We start from the raw sequence: 17,876 nt of genomic DNA, 5'->3' as shown, positions 1-17,876 counted from the left end.
GGTTGGGGCTCAGGACGAGCAGCTCACTTCGAGCGACCCGGCCCAGTCGGGCGGCAACGCCGCGTACGCTTCATGCTCCGGTTGTTCGTCGAACGGCCGACGCAGAATCTGCGCGAGCCGCTCGACTTCCGAAAAATCCTTTTCCTTTGCGCGCCGGATCGCGACTTCGGCGAGATGGTTGCGCAACACGTATTTCGGGTTCACGCGGTTCATCGCGGCTGCACGTGCCGCATCGTCGCGCGTTTCCTCGGACAGGCGCGCGCGGTAGAGGTTCGCCCACGCATCGAACGCGTCGCGGTCGATGAACAGGTCGCGCACGGGTGCGTCGCGGCTCGCGTCGTGCTTCGAGATCTGCGCGAGCCGGCGGAACGTCAGCGTGAAATCCGCATGGCTCGCATGCATCGTCTCGAGCAGCTTGTTGGCGAGCTCGGCATCGCTCTCGCGTTCGAGCTCGAGGCCGAGCTTCGCGCGCATCGCACGTTCGAGCGCGGGGCCGAACCGTTCCGGGAACTTCGCGAGCACGGCCTGCGCATCCTCCACTGCACGTTCGGCGCGCGCATCGTCGTCGTCGATGCCGTGCTGCAGGCCGATCAGCGGCAGCAGCGCCTGCGCGAGGCAATAGCAGTTCCAGTGCGCGATGCGCGGCTGCATCCGGTAGGCGTAGCGGCCGCTCGTATCCGAGTGGTTGCAGATGTGGTTCGCGTCGAACGCATCGACGAAGCCGAACGGGCCGTAGTCGATCGTCACGCCGAGGATCGACATGTTGTCGGTGTTCATCACGCCATGACAGAAGCCGACGGCCTGCCACTGCGCGACGAGATCGGCCGTGCGCAGCGTCGCGGCTTCGAGCAGCGCGAGGTACGGATCGTCGGCGCGGCGGCACTCCGGATAGAAGCGGTCGATCACGTGATCGGCGAGCTGGCGCAGCAGGTCGGGGCGATCGTTCGAGAAGAAGTGCTCGAAGTGGCCGAAGCGCACGAAGCTCTCCGACACGCGCGTGACGACGGCCGACGTCTCGATCTCTTCGCGCACCACCGGCTGGTCGGAACCGATCACCGTCAGTGCGCGCGTGGTCGGGATGCCGAGGTGATGCATCGCTTCCGAGCACAGGAATTCGCGGATCGACGAGCGCAGCACCGCGCGGCCGTCGCCCATCCGCGAATACGGCGTGCGGCCGCTGCCTTTCAGCTGCAGCTCGTAGCGGCGGCCGTCCGTGCCGGTGCGCTCGCCGATCGTCAGCGCGCGGCCGTCGCCGAGCTGGCCGGCCCACACGCCGAACTGGTGGCCGGAATACACCGATGCATACGGCATCGCGTTGGCAGGCCAGTCGCGCGTCGGGTTGCCGGCGAACAGCTCGGCGAAGCCGGGCTGCGCGGCGATCGACGGCGGCAGGTCGAGCAGTTGCGCGACTTCGCCGGAAAAGCCGACGACGTACGGCGCCGCAAGCGGCGCGGCCGGCAGCCGTGTATGAAACGCGTCGCCGAGCGTGACGAATGCGCCAACGGCGGGCTCGCCGAGCGTGGCGGCGAGGTCGGGGAGGGTGTCAGCCGCATCGGCTGCGCTTCGGGAAAACGACATGTTGAGCGCCTCTGGGTAAGCCGATATTGTAAGGCGGCGCCGCGCCGCCCGCATGGTGGCGCGCGCACCGTGCGCCACGCCCGTCCGGGGCCGCTGACGGGCGCGCCGCAGAGGCACCGATTCGCATCCTCACGGAGAACAAGACGATGGGTAAGCCGTTGCTGGGCCAGATGATGGGCATGCCGTTGCTGGTGTCCTCGCTGATTTCTCATGCCGCGCGGCACGCCGGCGATACGGAGATCGTGTCGAAGCGCGTGGAAGGCGATCTGCATCGCTACACGTACCGCGATTGCGAACGCCGCGCGAAGCAGCTGGCGCAGGCGCTCACGCGGCTCGGCGTCGAATCCGGCGATCGCGTCGGTACGCTTGCGTGGAACGGCTACCGGCATCTGGAAGCGTATTACGGGATCGGCGGGATGGGCGCCGTGTGCCACACGATCAACCCGCGCCTGTTCCCCGAGCAGATCGCGTACATCGTCAATCACGCGGAAGACCGCTACGTCTTCTTCGACATCAATTTCGCACCGCTCGTCGAGGCCATCGCGCCGCAATGTCCGCATGTGAAGGGCTGGGTCGCGATGACGGACGCGGCGCACCTGCCGTCCGGCACGACGCCGTTCCTCTGCTACGAAACGCTCGTCGAAGCGGAGGATGGCCACTACGACTGGCCGCGCCTCGACGAGCAGCAGGCGTCGGGGCTCTGCTACACGTCGGGCACGACCGGCAACCCGAAGGGCGTGCTGTATTCGCACCGCTCGACCGTGCTGCACGCGTACGGCGCCGCGCTGCCCGACGCGATGAACCTGTCCGCGATGGACGCCGTGCTGCCCGTCGTGCCGATGTTCCACGTCAACGCGTGGGGGCTGCCGTACGCGGTACCGCTCACGGGCGGCAAGCTCGTGCTGCCCGGCAAGGATCTCGACGGGAAATCGCTGTACGAGTTAATGGAAGCCGAGCGCGTGACGTTCTCTGCGGGCGTGCCGACCGTGTGGCTCGGCCTGCTCAACTACATGCGCGAAGCCGGCGTGCGCTTCTCGACGCTGAACCGCACGGTGATCGGCGGCTCCGCGTGCCCGCCCGCGATGCTGCGCACCTTCGAGGACGAATACGGCGTGCGCGTGATCCACGCATGGGGGATGACCGAGCTGTCGCCGCTCGGCACGCTCGCGAAGCTCAACTGGGCGCAATCGCAGCGGCCGCTCGACGCGCAGCGCAAGCTGCTCGAGAAGCAGGGGCGCGTGATCTGCGGCGTCGACATGCGCATTGTCGGCGACGACGGCCACGAGCTGCCGTGGGACGGCGTCGCGTTCGGCGAACTGCAGGTGCGCGGCCCGTGGGTGATCGACCACTACTTTCGCGGCGAGGCGTCGCCGCTGTCGGACGGCTGGTTCCCGACCGGCGACGTCGCGACGATCGACCCCGACGGCTTCCTGCAGATCACCGACCGCAGCAAGGACGTGATCAAGTCGGGCGGCGAGTGGATCAGCTCGATCGACATCGAGAACGTCGCGATCGCGCACCCGGGCGTGGCCGAGGCCGCCTGCATCGCCTGTGCACACCCGAAATGGACCGAGCGCCCGCTGCTCGTCGTGGTGCCGCGCGAAGGGGCGAGCCTGAGCCGCGACGCGCTGCTCGCGTTCTACGAAGGCAAGGTCGCGAAATGGTGGATTCCCGACGACGTCGTATTCGTCGAATCGCTGCCGCACACCGCGACCGGCAAGCTGCAGAAGCTGAAGCTGCGCGAGACGTTCCGCGATTACGTGTTGCCGACGGCGGTCTGCGAGCCGTAACGCCGGGCCCGGGCCCGAAGCGGCTCGTGAAGCGGTCGCCCGATCCGTCCCCGGATCGGGCGACCGGCATCGGGAGCAAAATTCAAATTGAACGACCGTGCTTTTTCGTTGTATGCTGCCTCCGTTCATCCGGACATGCGGCTGTTCGACCGCGCACAATGAAGCGCAGCCACCCCGGCGCGCGATGCATGGAGGCAGGCAGATGGCAGTGGATTACTCGACTCGCGACGGCGTGGCCGTCCTTACACTCAACAATCCGCCCGTCAACGGGCTCGGCCTGTCGACCCGTCAGGGCGTCATGGACGCGCTCGATCGCGCCGTGCAGGACCCGTCGGTCACGGCCATCGTGCTGACCGGCGCGGGACGCGCATTCTCGGGCGGCGCCGACATCACCGAATTCAATACGCCGAAGGCGTTGCAGGAGCCGACGCTGCACACCGTGATTCACGCGGTGGAGGCAAGCGCGAAGCCCGTCGTCGCGGCGCTGCACAGCGTCGTGATGGGCGGCGGCCTCGAGCTCGCGCTCGGCGCGCACTACCGCGTCGCGGCACCGGGCGCGCAGGTCGCGCTGCCCGAAGTGAAGCTCGGCCTGCTGCCGGGCGCGGGCGGCACGCAGCGCCTGCCGCGTGCGGTGGGGCTCGAAACCGCGCTGAACATGATCGTGTCGGGCGCGCCGGTGCCGTCGGAGCAGCTCGCGAAGAGCGGGCTGTTCGACGAAATGGCCGACGGCGACCTGCTCGACGCGGCCGTCGCGTTCGCCCGCAAGGTCGGTGCGCAGAAGGGGCCGCATCCGCGCGTGCGCGATCGCAAGATCGTCCACGCGAACGCCGCGGGCTTCATCCAGTTCGCGCGCAATTCGGCCCGGGCCGCCGCACCGAATTTCCCTGCACCGCACAAGTGCATCGACGCGATCGAGGCCGGCGTGCTGCACGGCTTCGACAAGGGCAGCGTTGCCGAGCGCGAGGGTTTCGTCGCGTTGATGATGACGCCGGAAAGCCGCGCGCTGCGGCATGCGTTCTTCGGCGAGCGCGCCGCGAGCAAGATTCCCGACGTGCCGGCCGATACGCCGCTGCGCGAGATTCGCCGCGTCGGCGTGATCGGCGCGGGCACGATGGGCGGCGGGATCGCGATGAACTTCGTCAACGCGGGCCTGCCCGTCACGCTGCTCGAGACGAAACAGGACGCGCTCGAGCGCGGCGTCGCGACGATCCGCAAGAACTACGACGCGCAGGTGAAGAAGGGCAAGCTCACGCAGGAGAAGCTCGATGCGCGCATGGCGCTGATCACGCCGACGCTGTCCTACGACGACCTGAAGGACGCCGACCTGATCGTCGAGGCCGTGTTCGAGGAACTCGGCGTGAAGGAGCAGGTGTTCAAGAAGCTCGACGAAGTCGCGAAGGCGGGTGCGATCCTCGCGTCGAACACGTCGACGCTCGATGTCGACAAGATCGCGGCGTTCACGAAGCGCCCGCAGGACGTCGTCGGCATGCACTTCTTCAGCCCGGCGAACGTGATGAAGCTGCTCGAGGTCGTGCGCGGCGCGCAGACCGCGAAGGACGTGCTCGCCACCGTGATGGCCGTCGCGAAGAAGATCCGCAAGACGGCGGTCGTGTCGGGCGTGTGCGACGGCTTCATCGGCAACCGGATGATCGAGCAGTACATCCGCCAGGCGCTCTTCATGCTCGAGGAAGGCGCGCTGCCCGCGCAGGTCGACCGTGCGATCGAGAAATTCGGTTTCGCGATGGGCCCGTTCCGGATGAGTGACCTCGCCGGCAACGACATCGGCTGGGCGATCCGCAAGCGCCGCTACATCGAGCAGCCCGATCTCCAGTACTCGAAGATTGCCGACCACCTGTGCGAGCAGGGCCGCTTCGGCCAGAAGACGGGCGCCGGCTGGTACGACTACGTGCCGGGCGATCGCAAGGCGAAGCCGTCGTCGCTCGTCGACGAGATGGTCGTCGCGTATTCGAAGGAACGCGGCGTCGAGCGACGCAAGATCGGCGACGACGAGATCGTCGAGCGGCTCGTGTTCGCGCTGGCCAACGAAGGCGCGAAGATCCTCGAAGAGAAGATCGCGTCGAAGGCGTCCGACATCGACATGGTCTACCTGACCGGCTATGGCTTCCCGTTGTGGCGCGGCGGCCCGATGCTGTACGCGGACGCGGTCGGCCTCTACAACGTCGAGCGCGCGATTCGCCGCTACGCGGCGGCACCGAACGGCGACGCATGGCAGCTCGCGCCGTCGATCGCGGAGCTCGCGAAGGCGGGCCGCGGGTTCAACGGCTGACGCGCCGGATCGCGGCGCGACGCACACCCGGAGAAATGCAATGAAACGCACCGACGACGTACTGCTCGTGATCGACGTGCAATACGACTTCATGCCGGGCGGCGCGCTCGCGGTGCCCGACGGCGACGCGGTCGTGCCGGTGATCAACGCGCTGGCGCAACGCTTCGACCAGGTCGTGCTGACGCAGGACTGGCACCCGCGCGAGCACGTGTCGTTCGCGGCGAACCACCCGGGCCGCGAACCGTTCTCCACGCTCGCGCTGCCGTACGGCGAGCAGGTGCTGTGGCCCGTGCACTGCGTGCAGGACACCGACGGCGCGGCGTTGCATCGCGACCTCGACATCCCGCACGCGCGGCTCGTGATCCGCAAGGGCGGCGACGCGCAGGTCGACAGCTATTCCGCGTTCGTCGAAGCCGACCGCACGACGCGCACCGGGCTCGCGGGCTATCTGCGCGAGCTGGGCGCGAAGCGCGTGTGGTGCTGCGGGCTCGCGACCGACTACTGCGTCGCGTGGTCGGCGCTCGATGCGCGCGCGGCCGGTTTCGAAGCCGCAGTGATCAACGATGCGTGCCGCGCGATCGACCTGAACGGGTCGCTCGCCCACGCATGGCAACAGATGCAGGCAGCGGGCGTCGCGCATGTGACGTCCGCGGGCGCGCGCCCGCAGGCGTAGCGCATTCCCCATCCGATTCAGGACATGATGCAGGACCGAAGGAGACTCGCATGACCGAAGCCGTAATCGTATCGACCGCCCGCACGCCGCTGGCGAAATCCTGGCGCGGTGCTTTCAACATGACGCACGGCGCGACGCTCGGCGGCCACGCGGTCGCGGCCGCGCTCGAACGCTCGAAGCTCGACCCCGCACGCGTCGAGGACGTGATCATGGGTTGCGCGAACCCCGAAGGCGCGACCGGCGCGAACATCGCGCGGCAGATCGCACTGCGCGCGGGGCTGCCCGTGACGGTGCCGGGGATGACCGTGAACCGTTTCTGCTCGTCCGGGCTGCAGACCATCGCACTGGCCGCGCAGCGGATCATCGCCGGTGAAGGCGAAGTGTATGTGGCGGGCGGTGTCGAATCGATCTCGTGCGTGCAGAACGAGATGAACCACCACATGATCCAGGAAGGCTGGCTCGTCCAGCACAAGCCCGAGATCTACTGGAACATGCTGCAGACCGCCGAGAACGTCGCGAAGCGCTACGGCATCTCGAAGGAGCGGCAGGACGAGTACGGCGTGCAGTCGCAACTGCGGGCCGCGGCCGCGCAGGAAGCCGGGCGCTTCCGCGACGAGATCGCGCCGATCACCGTGCTCGCGGGCCTCGCCGACAAGGCAACGGGCCGCCTGTTCACGAAGGAAGTGACGGTCTCGGCCGACGAAGGGATCCGCCCCGACACGACGCTCGAAGGCGTGTCGAAGATCCGGTCGGCCGTGCCGGGTGGCGTGATCACCGCCGGCAACGCGAGCCAGTTCTCGGACGGCGCGTCGGCCTGCGTCGTGATGAGCGCCGACGCCGCGCAGCGCGAAGGGCTGCAGCCGCTCGGCGTGTTCCGCGGCTTCGCGGTGGCCGGGTGCGAGCCGGACGAGATGGGCATCGGTCCCGTGTTCGCGGTCCCCAAGCTGCTGAAGCAGGCAGGGCTGAAGGTCGACGATATCGGCCTGTGGGAATTGAACGAAGCGTTCGCGGTGCAGGTGCTGTACTGCCGCGACACGCTCGGGATTCCTGAGGATCGACTGAACGTGAACGGCGGCGCGATCGCGGTCGGCCATCCGTACGGCGTATCGGGCGCACGCCTGACGGGCCATGCGCTGATCGAAGGCAAGCGACGCGGCGTGAAGTACGTGGTCGTCACGATGTGCATCGGCGGCGGGCAGGGCGCAGCCGGCCTGTTCGAAATCCTCTGATCTTTGGCAGATGGCGGCCGCGGTTTCGCTTCGGCGAGGCAGGCGGCCGCGACGCGAATCGGTGCGACTGAACCACCATTCGAAACAATCGGGAAGCAAAAGGCATGCGCCCGGCAATGCCGTTTCCCCTTACTTGTCAAACGAATTGCCCCACCTATACTTGCTCTGACATTTGCCTTTCGGCACGATGGGCCGGATCATGCGTCGCGCGATCCGTGCCGCGAAGGTTCGAACCAACGCAGCAGACCGACCGGGGACCGAATGAGTACGACCTATGCAGCCGGGGAACCGCCGCGCGTCGTCAGCGCGGCCGCGAGGCTCTACGCGAAATGCCTGCTGATTGGATTCGCGTTGCTGCCAGCCTATCTGATCGCCTATCTGTGGTTCTTCAGCGACCCGCACGTCGTGTTCGAGAGCCACGCGTTCCATGAAATCGCAATCGCTGCCGCGACCCTCGAAGGCGCGTTCGTCACCTACGTGACGTGGGTGTGCTACCGCTCATCTGGCGAGCCGCTGCTGCGCTGGCTGACACTTGGCTTTCTCGGCTTCGCGATGATCTACGCGCTGCACGGTGCGTTCACCGGAATGGCGCATCACAACATCTGGCTGTTCCTGCTGTACGGCCCCGCGTCGCGGCTCGTGATGTCGATCCTGCTGCTCACGGGCCTGCTGTCGTATTCGCGTCCGCCCGATCGGATCGAGAGGCGCACCAGCGTGCGCACGTGGCTGCCGTGGATCGTGTTTTTCGTGATCGTGAACGTGGTCGTCGCGTACATCGCGTATTCACCGGTCGCGGGCGCGCTGGGCACACGGCTGTCGATGGAGGGCGGTGCGCTCGTGTTCTCGCTGCTGAACGTCGCCGTGCTGCTCGCGCGGCGGATCCGCTCGCCGCTGATGGTGATCTACGGCGTGTCGATCATGGCGTTCGCGCTGTCGTCGCTCGCGTTCATCCTCGGCAAGCCGTGGAATCACATGTGGTGGCTCGCGCATGCGATTTTCGCCGGCGGCTTCTTCCTGCTCAGCTACGGTGTCGTGCAGGCGCTGCAGACGACGCGCTCATTCTCGGCGATCTACAGCCAGGAAGACCTGATGAGCCGGCTGTCGGAATCGATGGCGCGTACCGAGAGCGCGCTGCAGGAGTTGCGGCGCACGAACCAGAAGCTCGAATACATGGCCGCGACCGACCCGATGACGGGTGCGTCGAACCGCCGGCAGTTCATCGCGCAGGTCGAGCGCGAGATGGTGCGGGCCGAGCGTGACGGCACACCGTTCTGCCTGCTCGCGCTCGATCTCGACAATTTCAAGAACATCAACGATGCGTACGGGCACCAGATCGGCGACGAGGTGCTGCGCGGCGTCGTACGCCAGTGCCTCGATGCGATCCGGCCGGCGGGCGGGCTGGCACGCGTCGGCGGCGAGGAGTTCATGGCGTTGCTGCCGGATATGCCGCTCGAAGGCGCGCGGATGACGGCCGAGCGCGTGCGCTCGTCGATCGCGAGCTCGCCATTCGGGCTCGATTTCAAGCGCGTACAGGTGACGGTCAGCGTGGGTGTCGCGCAATACGGGGCCGACGGCAGCACGGTGGATGCGTTGCTGCGCGTGGTCGACGAACGCTTGTATCAGGCGAAACGTGAAGGGCGGAACCGGGTCGTGTCGCGGTGACAGCGGTTTGCGCGGCACGCAGGTACCGGTGACCGGGCGCGGGACATTCGGCAACTCGGGCGTACAGCGGCGGTGTCGCGCGCCTCGATCTCTAACGAAGCCCCGGAGGCGGTAACGCCCCCGGGGCTTTTGCATGCCCGATCAGCACGCGTCCGGTGATGCGTTACCGCGATGCCAGGGCCGCCGCGCTCTGCTTCGGCTGCGCATCCTGCATCCGCTGCGACGCCTGCCACCAGTACTTGCCCGCGCGCTGCTGCGGATCGCGGATCGCGAGATACGTCGTACTCCAGAGCTGCGCCGCGTTCGCCTCGGTGGCGTCCGCGCTGCGCGTGCCGAATGCATCGGTCTGGTACTTGCCGTTCACGTACGACCACGTCCACATCTCCGACGTGCGCATGTCGCGTCCGTTCGAGATCACCTGCCAGATCGTCTGCCGCGCCTGCGTGAGCAGCGTGCGTGTCGCGGCCGACAGGTCCTGGCGCGCGAGCTGGCGATCGAGCCCGGCTACCCACATCGCCTGCTGCCACGACCAGATCACCGTGCCGTGATATGCGGAACTCGTAAACTTCGGCCACAGCGCCTGGCTGGCATACGCGGGATTCGCGATCAGCATGCCGGCATCGGTCACGAGCCCGGTCGGGAACGGCCGCGTGACGTCGGCGACGATCCGCTGAAGTTCGTTGTCCGGCGGCGTGCCGAACAGCAGCGCGAAGCCGCCGTCCGAATTCATCACCGGAATCGGGTTGCCCTGCTGATCGAGCGACAGCGCGTAGAACGCCAGCGGCGTGCCTGGCGCGGCGCCGGTCGGCACACCAGCGGATGGCGCATAGGCCGACACGTCGGTGGCTGCCTGCGCGGCCGGCACGCTGACCTGGAACAGCGGCGGTGCCTGCGTTTCCCACGTCGCCGCCTGGTTCGCCGTGTTGGCGAGCGTCGCGCGCTGTCCGGCATCCAGATACGGATCGAGCAGGCCGCGCGTGAGGAATGCGTTCGCTGCGCGCAACGCAGCCGGCACGAGCACCGCGTTCACGTCGTACGGGTAGACGCCGCCGCCGAGCCCGTCGGTGCTGTCGCGCCAGTTGCCGACGATCTCGCCGGGCCGCAGGTGGATCAGGTTCGCGACCGACGGCTGCTGCGCGAACGGCTGTGCGGTCGTCGCGACGTGCAGCAGGTTGACGACCAGGCGGCTGCCATTGGTCTGCCCGTCGCTGCCGCGCTGCGCGAGATACGCGGCCGCGCGGGCCTGGCCGCGCGTATCGTCGATCAGCCACGCGGCCGCGATCGGCGCGAGCAGATAGTCGCTGTCGATCATCTTGTAGTCGTAGGTCGGCGTCGGATCGTTCGGCCGCCCGTTCTTCTGGTTGTCGACGAGGGCGAATTCGCCGATCCCTTCCTCGTGCGCGACCTTGCCGTCGGTCGACAGCCGGCTCAGCACCGACGACAGGCCGGCCTCGACCGCCGCGGGTTCGAGCACGGGCATCAGCATGCGCACCGAGATCAGCGTGTCGCGGCCGAAGTAGGTGTCGTACTGCCACGAGCCGGCCAGCAGCTTGTCGTGGAAGCTCAGGAACTCGAGCACGTTCTGGCTCACGGGGTCGGGGTTCACGGACGGCGCGAGCAGGTCGGCGTGCGTGATCGGCGACAACGGCGTCTCGCCCGACAGCGCATCGATATGCAGCCGCAGCGTATGCGAGCCCGCGGGTGCGCTCAGGACGAGCTTGCCGTCCGCTGCCGGCGTAATGCTGCCGCCGCCGTCGCGCAGCGTGATGCGCAGTGAATAGCCGGGCGCGCCGTCGATCCGGTCGCGTTGCCATTGCGCGGCGCTGCCCTGGACCGTCGGCGCGGTGAGGATCTGCTGCGGAATCGTCGCGCCGCCGTTGAAGTCGCGCAGGAAGCGCACGTTGCTGAGCACGCCCTGGCGGATCGTCAGCGTGGCGGTGTCGACCGACACGTCGGCGCCGATGCCGTACAGCGGGCGGCCGTGCGCGTCGGGAGCCGATAGCGCAGACGGCGACGTATCGAGGCTCCAGTTCACCGGCTGTGCAGTGTCGTCGAACCACAGCCCGGTGCCGCTGTTGCCGGCGGGGAACACGACGAGCAGGCGCGGCTTCGTCGACGAGCGCACCAGCAGGTGCGCGGCGACCTTGTCCTGCCGGTAGAACGCGTTGATCTGGCCGCCGGTGTCCATGCGGAACGACAGCGCGGCAGTGTTCGACGGCGGGTTGCTCGATTTGACGTCGTCGTCGTTGCAGGCCGCGAGCAGGCCGGCGCAGATGAATCCGAGACACAGCGACTTCGCAAGGCGATGCATGTTGATGTCCCTCCTGATGACTGGCGATTTTTATGAGAATTATCGAGTGAGCGGCTGCTCGGCTTGCTTCATCCGGTATTGCGGAATTCCTGGGAATGGTGGAATTAATCCGGGCGTGATTCGGGGGTGAATTGAATGGGAAATAACCGATTGATGGTTAATTCTCGATTTGAAAACAAAAGGAGGCGCTGCCCCGGCCAGGCATGAAAGACTTCTCGGTTGAGGTCCCGGGGTAGTGCCGGCGGTGGTGCGTGTGCGGCGTGATAAACAAAACGTAAGCCGTCGTAGGGGATTCTAAAGTTCGGATAAAGTCGAAGTCAATAATGATTTTATGGATTTCGAATAGTGTTCTGAAATGAGGTTGCAATTATTGCTTACCGAATCGGTAAAATATGCGAATTAATGAGGAGGTAGTGCGCTGATTATTGAGGTTGGTGAAATTAGATTGGCAATCGATGTCCGTATTGGCGATTGATTCCGAACCGGGATTGAATCGTGACGGTTCGCCCGTCGCTGTATCCCGGGTGGTGCAAACGGAAGGCGCGGAATGCGGTGGATTAGGCAATCCGGAGCGGTGAGCAAACGGCGTTCCTGCGACCGGACCGGCGAGTGATCCCGAGAACCGGACGTCACGCGATCGCACCTACGGCGTCGGCAAGTTTGGTAGGCTTGGGGCTCGCCTCCGTTTACCGAATTGACGCAGTCGGTCACTGATGCGATTCGATATTCGTCTCTTGCGGGGCTGACGATTTTGCGACTGAGCGACTATTCATCGATGGTCGATGGTGGTTGACGTCGCCTTCACTTCGGAGAATGCGCCGTGCTGCACGTGTCCGACGATTCAGTGGTCGTATTGGTTGATTTTCAGACGCGGCTGATGCCGGTGATTCACGACGGGGTAGCCGTTGTCACGCAGGCTGTCCGACTGGCCCGTATTGCGCAGATACTCGATGTGCCGGTGATGGGTACCGAGCAGAGCCCAGTCCAGCTGGGCCGGAACGTACCGGAGATCAAGGAGCTGTGTTCGAACACCGTCGTCAAGGACCATTTCGACGCGTGCGCGGAGGGCCTGGTCGATGCATTGCCGGCCGGGCGCAATAGCGTCATCGTCGCCGGTTGCGAGGCGCACGTGTGCGTGTTGCAAACGGCGTTCGGGTTGTTGCACAGCGGCCGCAAAGTCACGGTGGTCAGCGATGCCGTGGGGTCGCGCAGGACGATCGACCGGGACGCGGGGATCGCTCGGCTCGGGGCGGCGGGGGTGCAAATCGCGACGGTCGAGATGATCGCGTTCGAATGGCTGGGCTCCAGCCGGCATCCGCGTTTTCGCGATGTGCTGCGCCTGATCAAGTGACTCGAGGTGCCGGATGCGCTGACGGAAACAGCGTTGCTGGAGCCGGAGGCGTGAATCTCGGGATGCCGGACATTGGCGCCGGCAGGTTTGGCAGGCTGGCTGCCGGCGGTCGCGGGCGGGATCCTCGCGTCGGCGGCCGACACGGAGAAGAATCGGGCATCGTGCGCGAGCGCCCGGTCGTGACCCTCCGACAGGGCGACGACAGTCCTCGTTGTACTGTCGCGCCGGCGCGAAACCTCGCCGTCGCGGGGAGGTTTCGCGGCTGCCGACGGCGTTCAGGCTGCTGCCGCCTGATGAAGCGAGTTGTGCTGCTCGCCACCCAGGATATCGATGAGACTGGTGAGCATCCGCCCCAATTCACCGGTCATGAGCGTGACATCCGAGTCGAAGCGTTCAGCGTCGTTCTGCGCGGTCGGATCCGCCGCTTCCTTGATTACGTCGAGCGGCGTAACGCGCTTGATCGTCAACGACGGCGTCAACACGAAGGAGATCCGGTTGTCCCAGGTCATCGCAAGGCGCATGCATTGTTTGCCGGCCTCGATGTGCCGGCGCATGTCGTTCGCTTCCAGCGCGTGGCCGACGTATCGCACCGTGGCGCCGCCTTCGCCGCTCGAGCGCAACTCGGCGTCCTGGTCCACGGTGAATCCGCCCGGCGCCTCGCCGGACAACAGCCAATCCGTCATCGCGGCGACCGGCGAATGTGCCACCTGAACACCGGCGAGCGGCAACTGATCGATCGATTTGACGAGCAGGCCGCGAACATCGTCGGCAACAGCCTGTGAAGCCGCATCGATGACGAGCCAGCCGTTCACCGTATCGATCCACACGCGGGTGTCGCGGCGAATGGTGAACGCACGCGGGAGCAGTTCGTCGGTCACCTGCTCCTTGAGTTCGCGCATCTGCTTTCGCCCTACCTTGAAGCCCTGCTGCTCCTCGACTTCGAGCGCTCGCTCCTTGGTCACCTGATTGACGACCGACGCCGGGAGCAGCTTCTTTTCGGCACGAAACGTCAGCAACATTTGCCGGTTGATCGAATACACCAGTGCGCCGTCGTCACGCGGCGACGCCCATCCGTGGCTCTGCATCTCGACGCTGCTGCCCGGCTGAAACGCGTGGGGCGCCAGCCATTTTTCCATCTGATCGGGGGTAACGGCCCAAGGTGCCGGAAGACGATGAAGCTGAAGGTTCTTGAACCACATAGGAGTACGGGCAAAGCGCACCATTCTATATGACGGTGATGCTTCCGGTGCGGATTCGGTCGATCGGTGCGACGGTTCAAGTCGTTGGCGGTTGTAGCACCGGGTAGGTGGGCATCGCTCGCTAAATTCGCCACGCGTGTCTTGAAGGGTGATGCTTTGATATTCGCCGACAGCAAAGAAATTCTCCTTCCCGGCAATTCTGCACTTGTATCGCCAGAGCCTGGAGCCGGGCGGACTCACCAACAGATCCAGTCCATCGAAGTCGGCAAGTTTGGTACGCTTATCGCCTGCCTTTGCTTGTCGGATCTTGACGGCATCAAGTGACACGGTGAAAAAGCGGGTATCGTCTTCGCGTGATCGAAACGATACCCGCTTTGTTACCCGCATCTTTCTCGGCTAGACGCAATTCCCGACGAACGCGAGCGAACGGTGGAAGGGCGTAAGATGCCCGACTGGCAAGAAGGGTGACAGGCAAGTCGCCGAACCAGAACGAACAGGAGCAACCGAAGTGATCCGTCATATCGTCATGTGGAAGTTGAAAGAATCGGCCGAAGGCGCGACGCGCGCGCAGAACGCGCTGAAGCTGAAGGAAAAGCTCGAAGGCTGCCGCGACCTCGTGCCGGGCACGCTGCAGATCGACGTCGGCGTGGCGACGCCCGGCCTCGACGCGACCGCCGACATCGTGCTCGTGTCCGATTTTGCGGACAAGGCCGCGCTCGATGCGTACCAGGTGCACCCCGTTCACCAGGAAGTGAAGAAATTCGTCGTCGCGGTGGCTGAATCGCGCGAGTGCGTCGACTACATCGTCGACAGCCCGCGATGAGCGACGCGGCAACCCCGACGGACGGCCCGTCGATCGAAAGCCCGTTCGTCGACCTGCTCGGCGTGCAGCTCGTGTCCGCGAAGGACGGCGCGAGCGAGCTCGTGCTGCCGCTCGAAGAGCGGCACATGAACACGTGGAGCATTGCGCACGGCGGCGTGACGATGACGCTCGCGGACATCGCGCTCGCGATGGCCGCACGCAGCCTGACTGATGACGGCGTCGGCGTCGTGACGGTCGAGATGAAGGTGAACTTCATGCAGCCGGGGCGCGGCGAGTTGCGCGCTTACGGGCGCGTGATGCATCGCTCGACGACGATGGCCTACTGCGAAGGCGAAGTGCGCGACAGCGACGGCAATTTCGTCGCGAAGGCGCTCGGCACGTTCAAGTACATGCGGCGGCTCGCGGTGGGCCGCGACATCAAGCGGCAACGCTCGCGCACCGCGCCGGACGCCCAGCCCGGCCCGAGCGACGCGTAAGCGCCCGGACCCACGGCCCTGCCTCTTCACCGGCAGGGCCGTTTTGTTTTGCGGGGCGGGATTTTCGATACGCCCGGCGCATAACGCTCACCTGACGCGCGCATGGCATCATGCACGCTTGTCCGTTCACGGCGCCCCGCAGGCGCCGTCCTAACCGATGCCGCTGAATCCGAAGATCGCCCAGGTGCTCGACATGATCGAGCGTGCGAAACGTCCGTCCTATCACCACCAGACGCCGCAGCAGGCGCGCGCCGCGTACGAGAAGAGCGCGCCGATCCTCGACGTCGCATCGGCGCCGATGCATTCGGTCGAGGAATGCGTCGTGCCGACGCGCGACGGCCGCACGATCGGTGCACGGCTGTACCTGCCGGTTGAGCCGAGCCTCGCGGAGCCGCTGCCCGCGCTCGTCTACTACCATGGCGGCGGCTTCACGGTCGGCAGCGTCGATACACATGATGCGCTGTGCCGGATGTTCGCGCGCGATGCGCAATGCGCGGTGCTCTCGGTCGGTTACCGGCTCGCGCCGGAACATCGATTCCCGACCGCGGTGAACGACGCCGACGATGCGTTGCAATGGCTGCATCGCGAGGCCGCCACGTTCGGCATCGACGCCGCACGGCTGGCCGTCGGCGGCGACAGCGCGGGCGGCACGCTCGCGACCGTCTGCGCGGTGCTCGCACGCGACGCAGGCATTCGCCTTGCGCTGCAGATGTTGATCTATCCGGGCGTGACGGGCTACCAGGACACCGAATCGCACGCACGGCTCGCGAACGGCTACTTGCTGACGCAGGACACGATCCAGTGGTTCTTCACGCAATACGTGCGCGATCGGGCAGACCGCGACGACTGGCGTTTCGCGCCGCTCGACGGCACGCGCGATGCACCGTCGTTCGCGGGTGTCGCGCCGGCGTGGATCGCGACGGCCGAATACGATCCGCTGAGCGACGAAGGCGCCGCGTATGCGGAGAAGTTGCGTGCGGCGGGCAACGTGGTCACGCTGGTCTGCTATCCGGGGATGATCCACGAATTCTTCAAGATGGGCGGCTACGTGCCCGAGGTACGGGCCGCGCATGCCGATGCGGTCGCGGCGCTGAAGGCCGCATTCGACGACGTTTGACGGCGGTTGTTGAGCGGCGGACGCGCCGCATGGGAGCTGCGATGACGGACGGCGTGGTGGAAACGGGCGACTGGGTGGTACTGGGCGGCGACGCCGCGCGGATTCGCGACGCGGTGTTCGTGCGCGAGCAGCAGATCCCGCCGGAATGGGAGCTCGACGACGACGATCCGCTGTCGCTCCATGCGGTGGCGTACCGGGTCGATGCGGCGACCGGCAGACGACGCGCGGTTGCGACGGGGCGGCTGCTGCCGTCCGGCACGATCGGGCGCGTCGCGGTGCTGGCCGACGCGCGCGGGCAGGGCGTCGGGTCAGCCGTGCTCAACGCACTGCTGGAAGCGGCGCGGCGACGCGGCGAAATTGTCGTGCGGCTCTACGCGCAGGATTCGGCCGTGTCGTTCTACCTGCGGCACGGCTTCGCGGCGGTCGGTGAACCGTTCGTCGAAGCCGGCGTGCCGCACGTCGAGATGGCGCGCGCGCCGTAGCGCGGCGCCTGCTCGCGCGCTCAGCGCGGCGGTGTTGCGTCGAGGTCGAACGTGAACGCGCGCTCGAACGTGCCCGGGCGGACGGTGCGGTGCGAGCCGTCGTCGTCGCAGCGTTCCTTGATCTCGACCGTCAGCCGCACGCCTTCCTTCATCGTGACGCGCAGCGCGGTCGTGCCGCGCGTGCCGTATTCGGGCGTCTCGATGAATGCGGCCGACAGCGCACGCTCGCGCTCGATCGGAATGCCCGTGTGCGGCAGTGCGTCGTCGTCCGCGACATGCGGGTCGCGCATCAGCGCGATCAGCTCGTCGAGCGACGGGGTCGGATTGTCGGTGAGCAGCGTGCCGAGCTCCGCGCGCTTGCGTACCACCTTCGGCCAGGGCGTATCGAGCCGCGCATTCGACAGCGCATGCACGCCGGGCGCGATCGCGACGGGCGCGGCAACAGCGCTTTCGCCCTCGGGCGCGCGATTGCAGAACCACGCGAGTTCACGCCGCCGCCAGTCGCCGACGAGCAGGTTGAAGCCGTTGTAGACGGCCGCATGCTCGGCCAACTGCCTAAGGTAGTCGAGCGGCGCGACGGACGGCCCGCCGAGGAAATCGGACACGAGCTTGCCGCGGGTCGGCGCGCCGGCGCGAATATCGAACGGCGCGCGGTAGTTCGTCAGTGCAGCGAAACGGCCGTCGCGCGATACGCCGAGCCACGTGCCGCCCGCTTCGAGATCGCGGCCGGCCAGCACGCCCGGTACATCTTCCCACCACGAGAGCGGTGCACTTGTCCGACGAAAGAACTCGTCGCGGTTGGCGGTGAGGGTAAAGACGGGACCGGCGGCGGCATCGGGCTGCCAGTCAAAGGCAATCAGACACATCGGGCGAATCTCTCGCAGGAAACATCGGGCGC

General features: G+C 66.5%; 14 protein-coding genes and 1 pseudogene. 10 read left to right on the top strand and 5 right to left on the bottom strand.

All coding sequences use genetic code 11. The annotated features are described in order from the left end of the window. Window positions 1–9: 9 nt before the first annotated feature. Window positions 10–1,578 carry a protein adenylyltransferase SelO gene (locus tag BCEP18194_RS16100; protein ID WP_041492869.1) on the bottom strand — a complete coding sequence of 523 codons (1,569 nt, stop codon included), beginning with the start codon at window positions 1,576–1,578 and terminating at the stop codon, window positions 10–12. A gap of 146 nt (window positions 1,579–1,724) precedes the next feature. Here BCEP18194_RS16100 and BCEP18194_RS16095 point away from each other — a divergent pair, with 146 nt between their 5' ends. From BCEP18194_RS16095 to BCEP18194_RS16075, 5 genes are all read left to right on the top strand, one after another. Continuing rightward, window positions 1,725–3,368 carry a 3-(methylthio)propionyl-CoA ligase gene (locus BCEP18194_RS16095; RefSeq protein ID WP_011352347.1) on the top strand — a complete coding sequence of 548 codons (1,644 nt, stop codon included), beginning with the start codon at window positions 1,725–1,727 and terminating at the stop codon, window positions 3,366–3,368. A 202-nt stretch (window positions 3,369–3,570) separates the two neighbouring features. Further along, on the top strand, window positions 3,571–5,655 hold the full coding sequence (locus BCEP18194_RS16090) for a 3-hydroxyacyl-CoA dehydrogenase NAD-binding domain-containing protein (protein ID WP_011352346.1): 2,085 nt from the start codon (window positions 3,571–3,573) through the stop codon (window positions 5,653–5,655). A 40-nt stretch (window positions 5,656–5,695) separates the two neighbouring features. Next, a complete protein-coding gene (gene pncA / locus BCEP18194_RS16085) occupies window positions 5,696–6,328 on the top strand; it encodes a bifunctional nicotinamidase/pyrazinamidase (protein WP_011352345.1) in 633 nt (210 codons plus the stop codon). Window positions 6,329–6,378: 50 nt separating this feature from the next. After that, window positions 6,379–7,557 carry an acetyl-CoA C-acyltransferase gene (locus tag BCEP18194_RS16080; protein ID WP_011352344.1) on the top strand — a complete coding sequence of 393 codons (1,179 nt, stop codon included), beginning with the start codon at window positions 6,379–6,381 and terminating at the stop codon, window positions 7,555–7,557. A 261-nt stretch (window positions 7,558–7,818) separates the two neighbouring features. After that, a complete protein-coding gene (locus BCEP18194_RS16075; RefSeq protein ID WP_011352343.1) occupies window positions 7,819–9,219 on the top strand; it encodes a GGDEF domain-containing protein in 1,401 nt (466 codons plus the stop codon). A gap of 163 nt (window positions 9,220–9,382) precedes the next feature. Here BCEP18194_RS16075 and BCEP18194_RS16070 read toward each other — a convergent pair whose 3' ends face one another. Further along, window positions 9,383–11,530: a hypothetical protein gene (locus tag BCEP18194_RS16070; protein ID WP_041492868.1), complete on the bottom strand. Its 2,148-nt coding sequence runs from the start codon at window positions 11,528–11,530 to the stop codon at window positions 9,383–9,385. 820 nt (window positions 11,531–12,350) lie between these two features. Between BCEP18194_RS16070 and BCEP18194_RS16065 the strand changes: the two genes are divergently transcribed. Then, window positions 12,351–12,881 carry an isochorismatase family protein gene (locus BCEP18194_RS16065; RefSeq protein WP_041492867.1) on the top strand — a complete coding sequence of 177 codons (531 nt, stop codon included), beginning with the start codon at window positions 12,351–12,353 and terminating at the stop codon, window positions 12,879–12,881. Window positions 12,882–13,156: 275 nt separating this feature from the next. Here BCEP18194_RS16065 and BCEP18194_RS16060 read toward each other — a convergent pair whose 3' ends face one another. Together BCEP18194_RS16060 and BCEP18194_RS42450 are read right to left on the bottom strand one after the other, a co-directional pair. Next, window positions 13,157–14,080: a recombination-associated protein RdgC gene (locus BCEP18194_RS16060; protein ID WP_011352340.1), complete on the bottom strand. Its 924-nt coding sequence runs from the start codon at window positions 14,078–14,080 to the stop codon at window positions 13,157–13,159. A 186-nt stretch (window positions 14,081–14,266) separates the two neighbouring features. Beyond that, window positions 14,267–14,467: pseudogene (locus BCEP18194_RS42450) on the bottom strand (Arm DNA-binding domain-containing protein); the annotation flags it as partial. A 121-nt stretch (window positions 14,468–14,588) separates the two neighbouring features. On the opposite strand from BCEP18194_RS42450, the gene BCEP18194_RS16055 reads away from it, so the two are divergent. The 4 genes from BCEP18194_RS16055 (at window position 14,589) to BCEP18194_RS16040 (ending at window position 16,978) form a co-directional block, all read left to right on the top strand. Further along, the gene (locus tag BCEP18194_RS16055) at window positions 14,589–14,903 is read left to right on the top strand and encodes a Dabb family protein (protein ID WP_011352339.1); all 315 of its coding nucleotides are present in this window, start codon (window positions 14,589–14,591) and stop codon (window positions 14,901–14,903) included. Continuing rightward, window positions 14,900–15,379, top strand: coding sequence for a PaaI family thioesterase (locus tag BCEP18194_RS16050; RefSeq protein WP_011352338.1), 480 nt, complete (start codon window positions 14,900–14,902; stop codon window positions 15,377–15,379). The genes BCEP18194_RS16055 and BCEP18194_RS16050 overlap by 4 nt, the downstream gene beginning before the upstream one ends. Before the next feature lie 157 nt (window positions 15,380–15,536). Beyond that, on the top strand, window positions 15,537–16,496 hold the full coding sequence (locus BCEP18194_RS16045) for an alpha/beta hydrolase (RefSeq protein ID WP_011352337.1): 960 nt from the start codon (window positions 15,537–15,539) through the stop codon (window positions 16,494–16,496). 41 nt (window positions 16,497–16,537) lie between these two features. Then, window positions 16,538–16,978, top strand: coding sequence for a GNAT family N-acetyltransferase (locus tag BCEP18194_RS16040; protein ID WP_011352336.1), 441 nt, complete (start codon window positions 16,538–16,540; stop codon window positions 16,976–16,978). Window positions 16,979–16,998: 20 nt separating this feature from the next. Here BCEP18194_RS16040 and BCEP18194_RS16035 read toward each other — a convergent pair whose 3' ends face one another. Then, window positions 16,999–17,844, bottom strand: coding sequence for an NRDE family protein (locus BCEP18194_RS16035; RefSeq protein WP_011352335.1), 846 nt, complete (start codon window positions 17,842–17,844; stop codon window positions 16,999–17,001). Window positions 17,845–17,876 lie beyond the last annotated feature (32 nt).

The organism is Burkholderia lata, from assembly GCF_000012945.1.
Lineage (GTDB): Bacteria > Pseudomonadota > Gammaproteobacteria > Burkholderiales > Burkholderiaceae > Burkholderia > Burkholderia lata.
The sequence above is the reverse complement of the archived record's forward strand: the minus strand, read 5'-3'. Positions and strand labels throughout refer to the sequence as shown.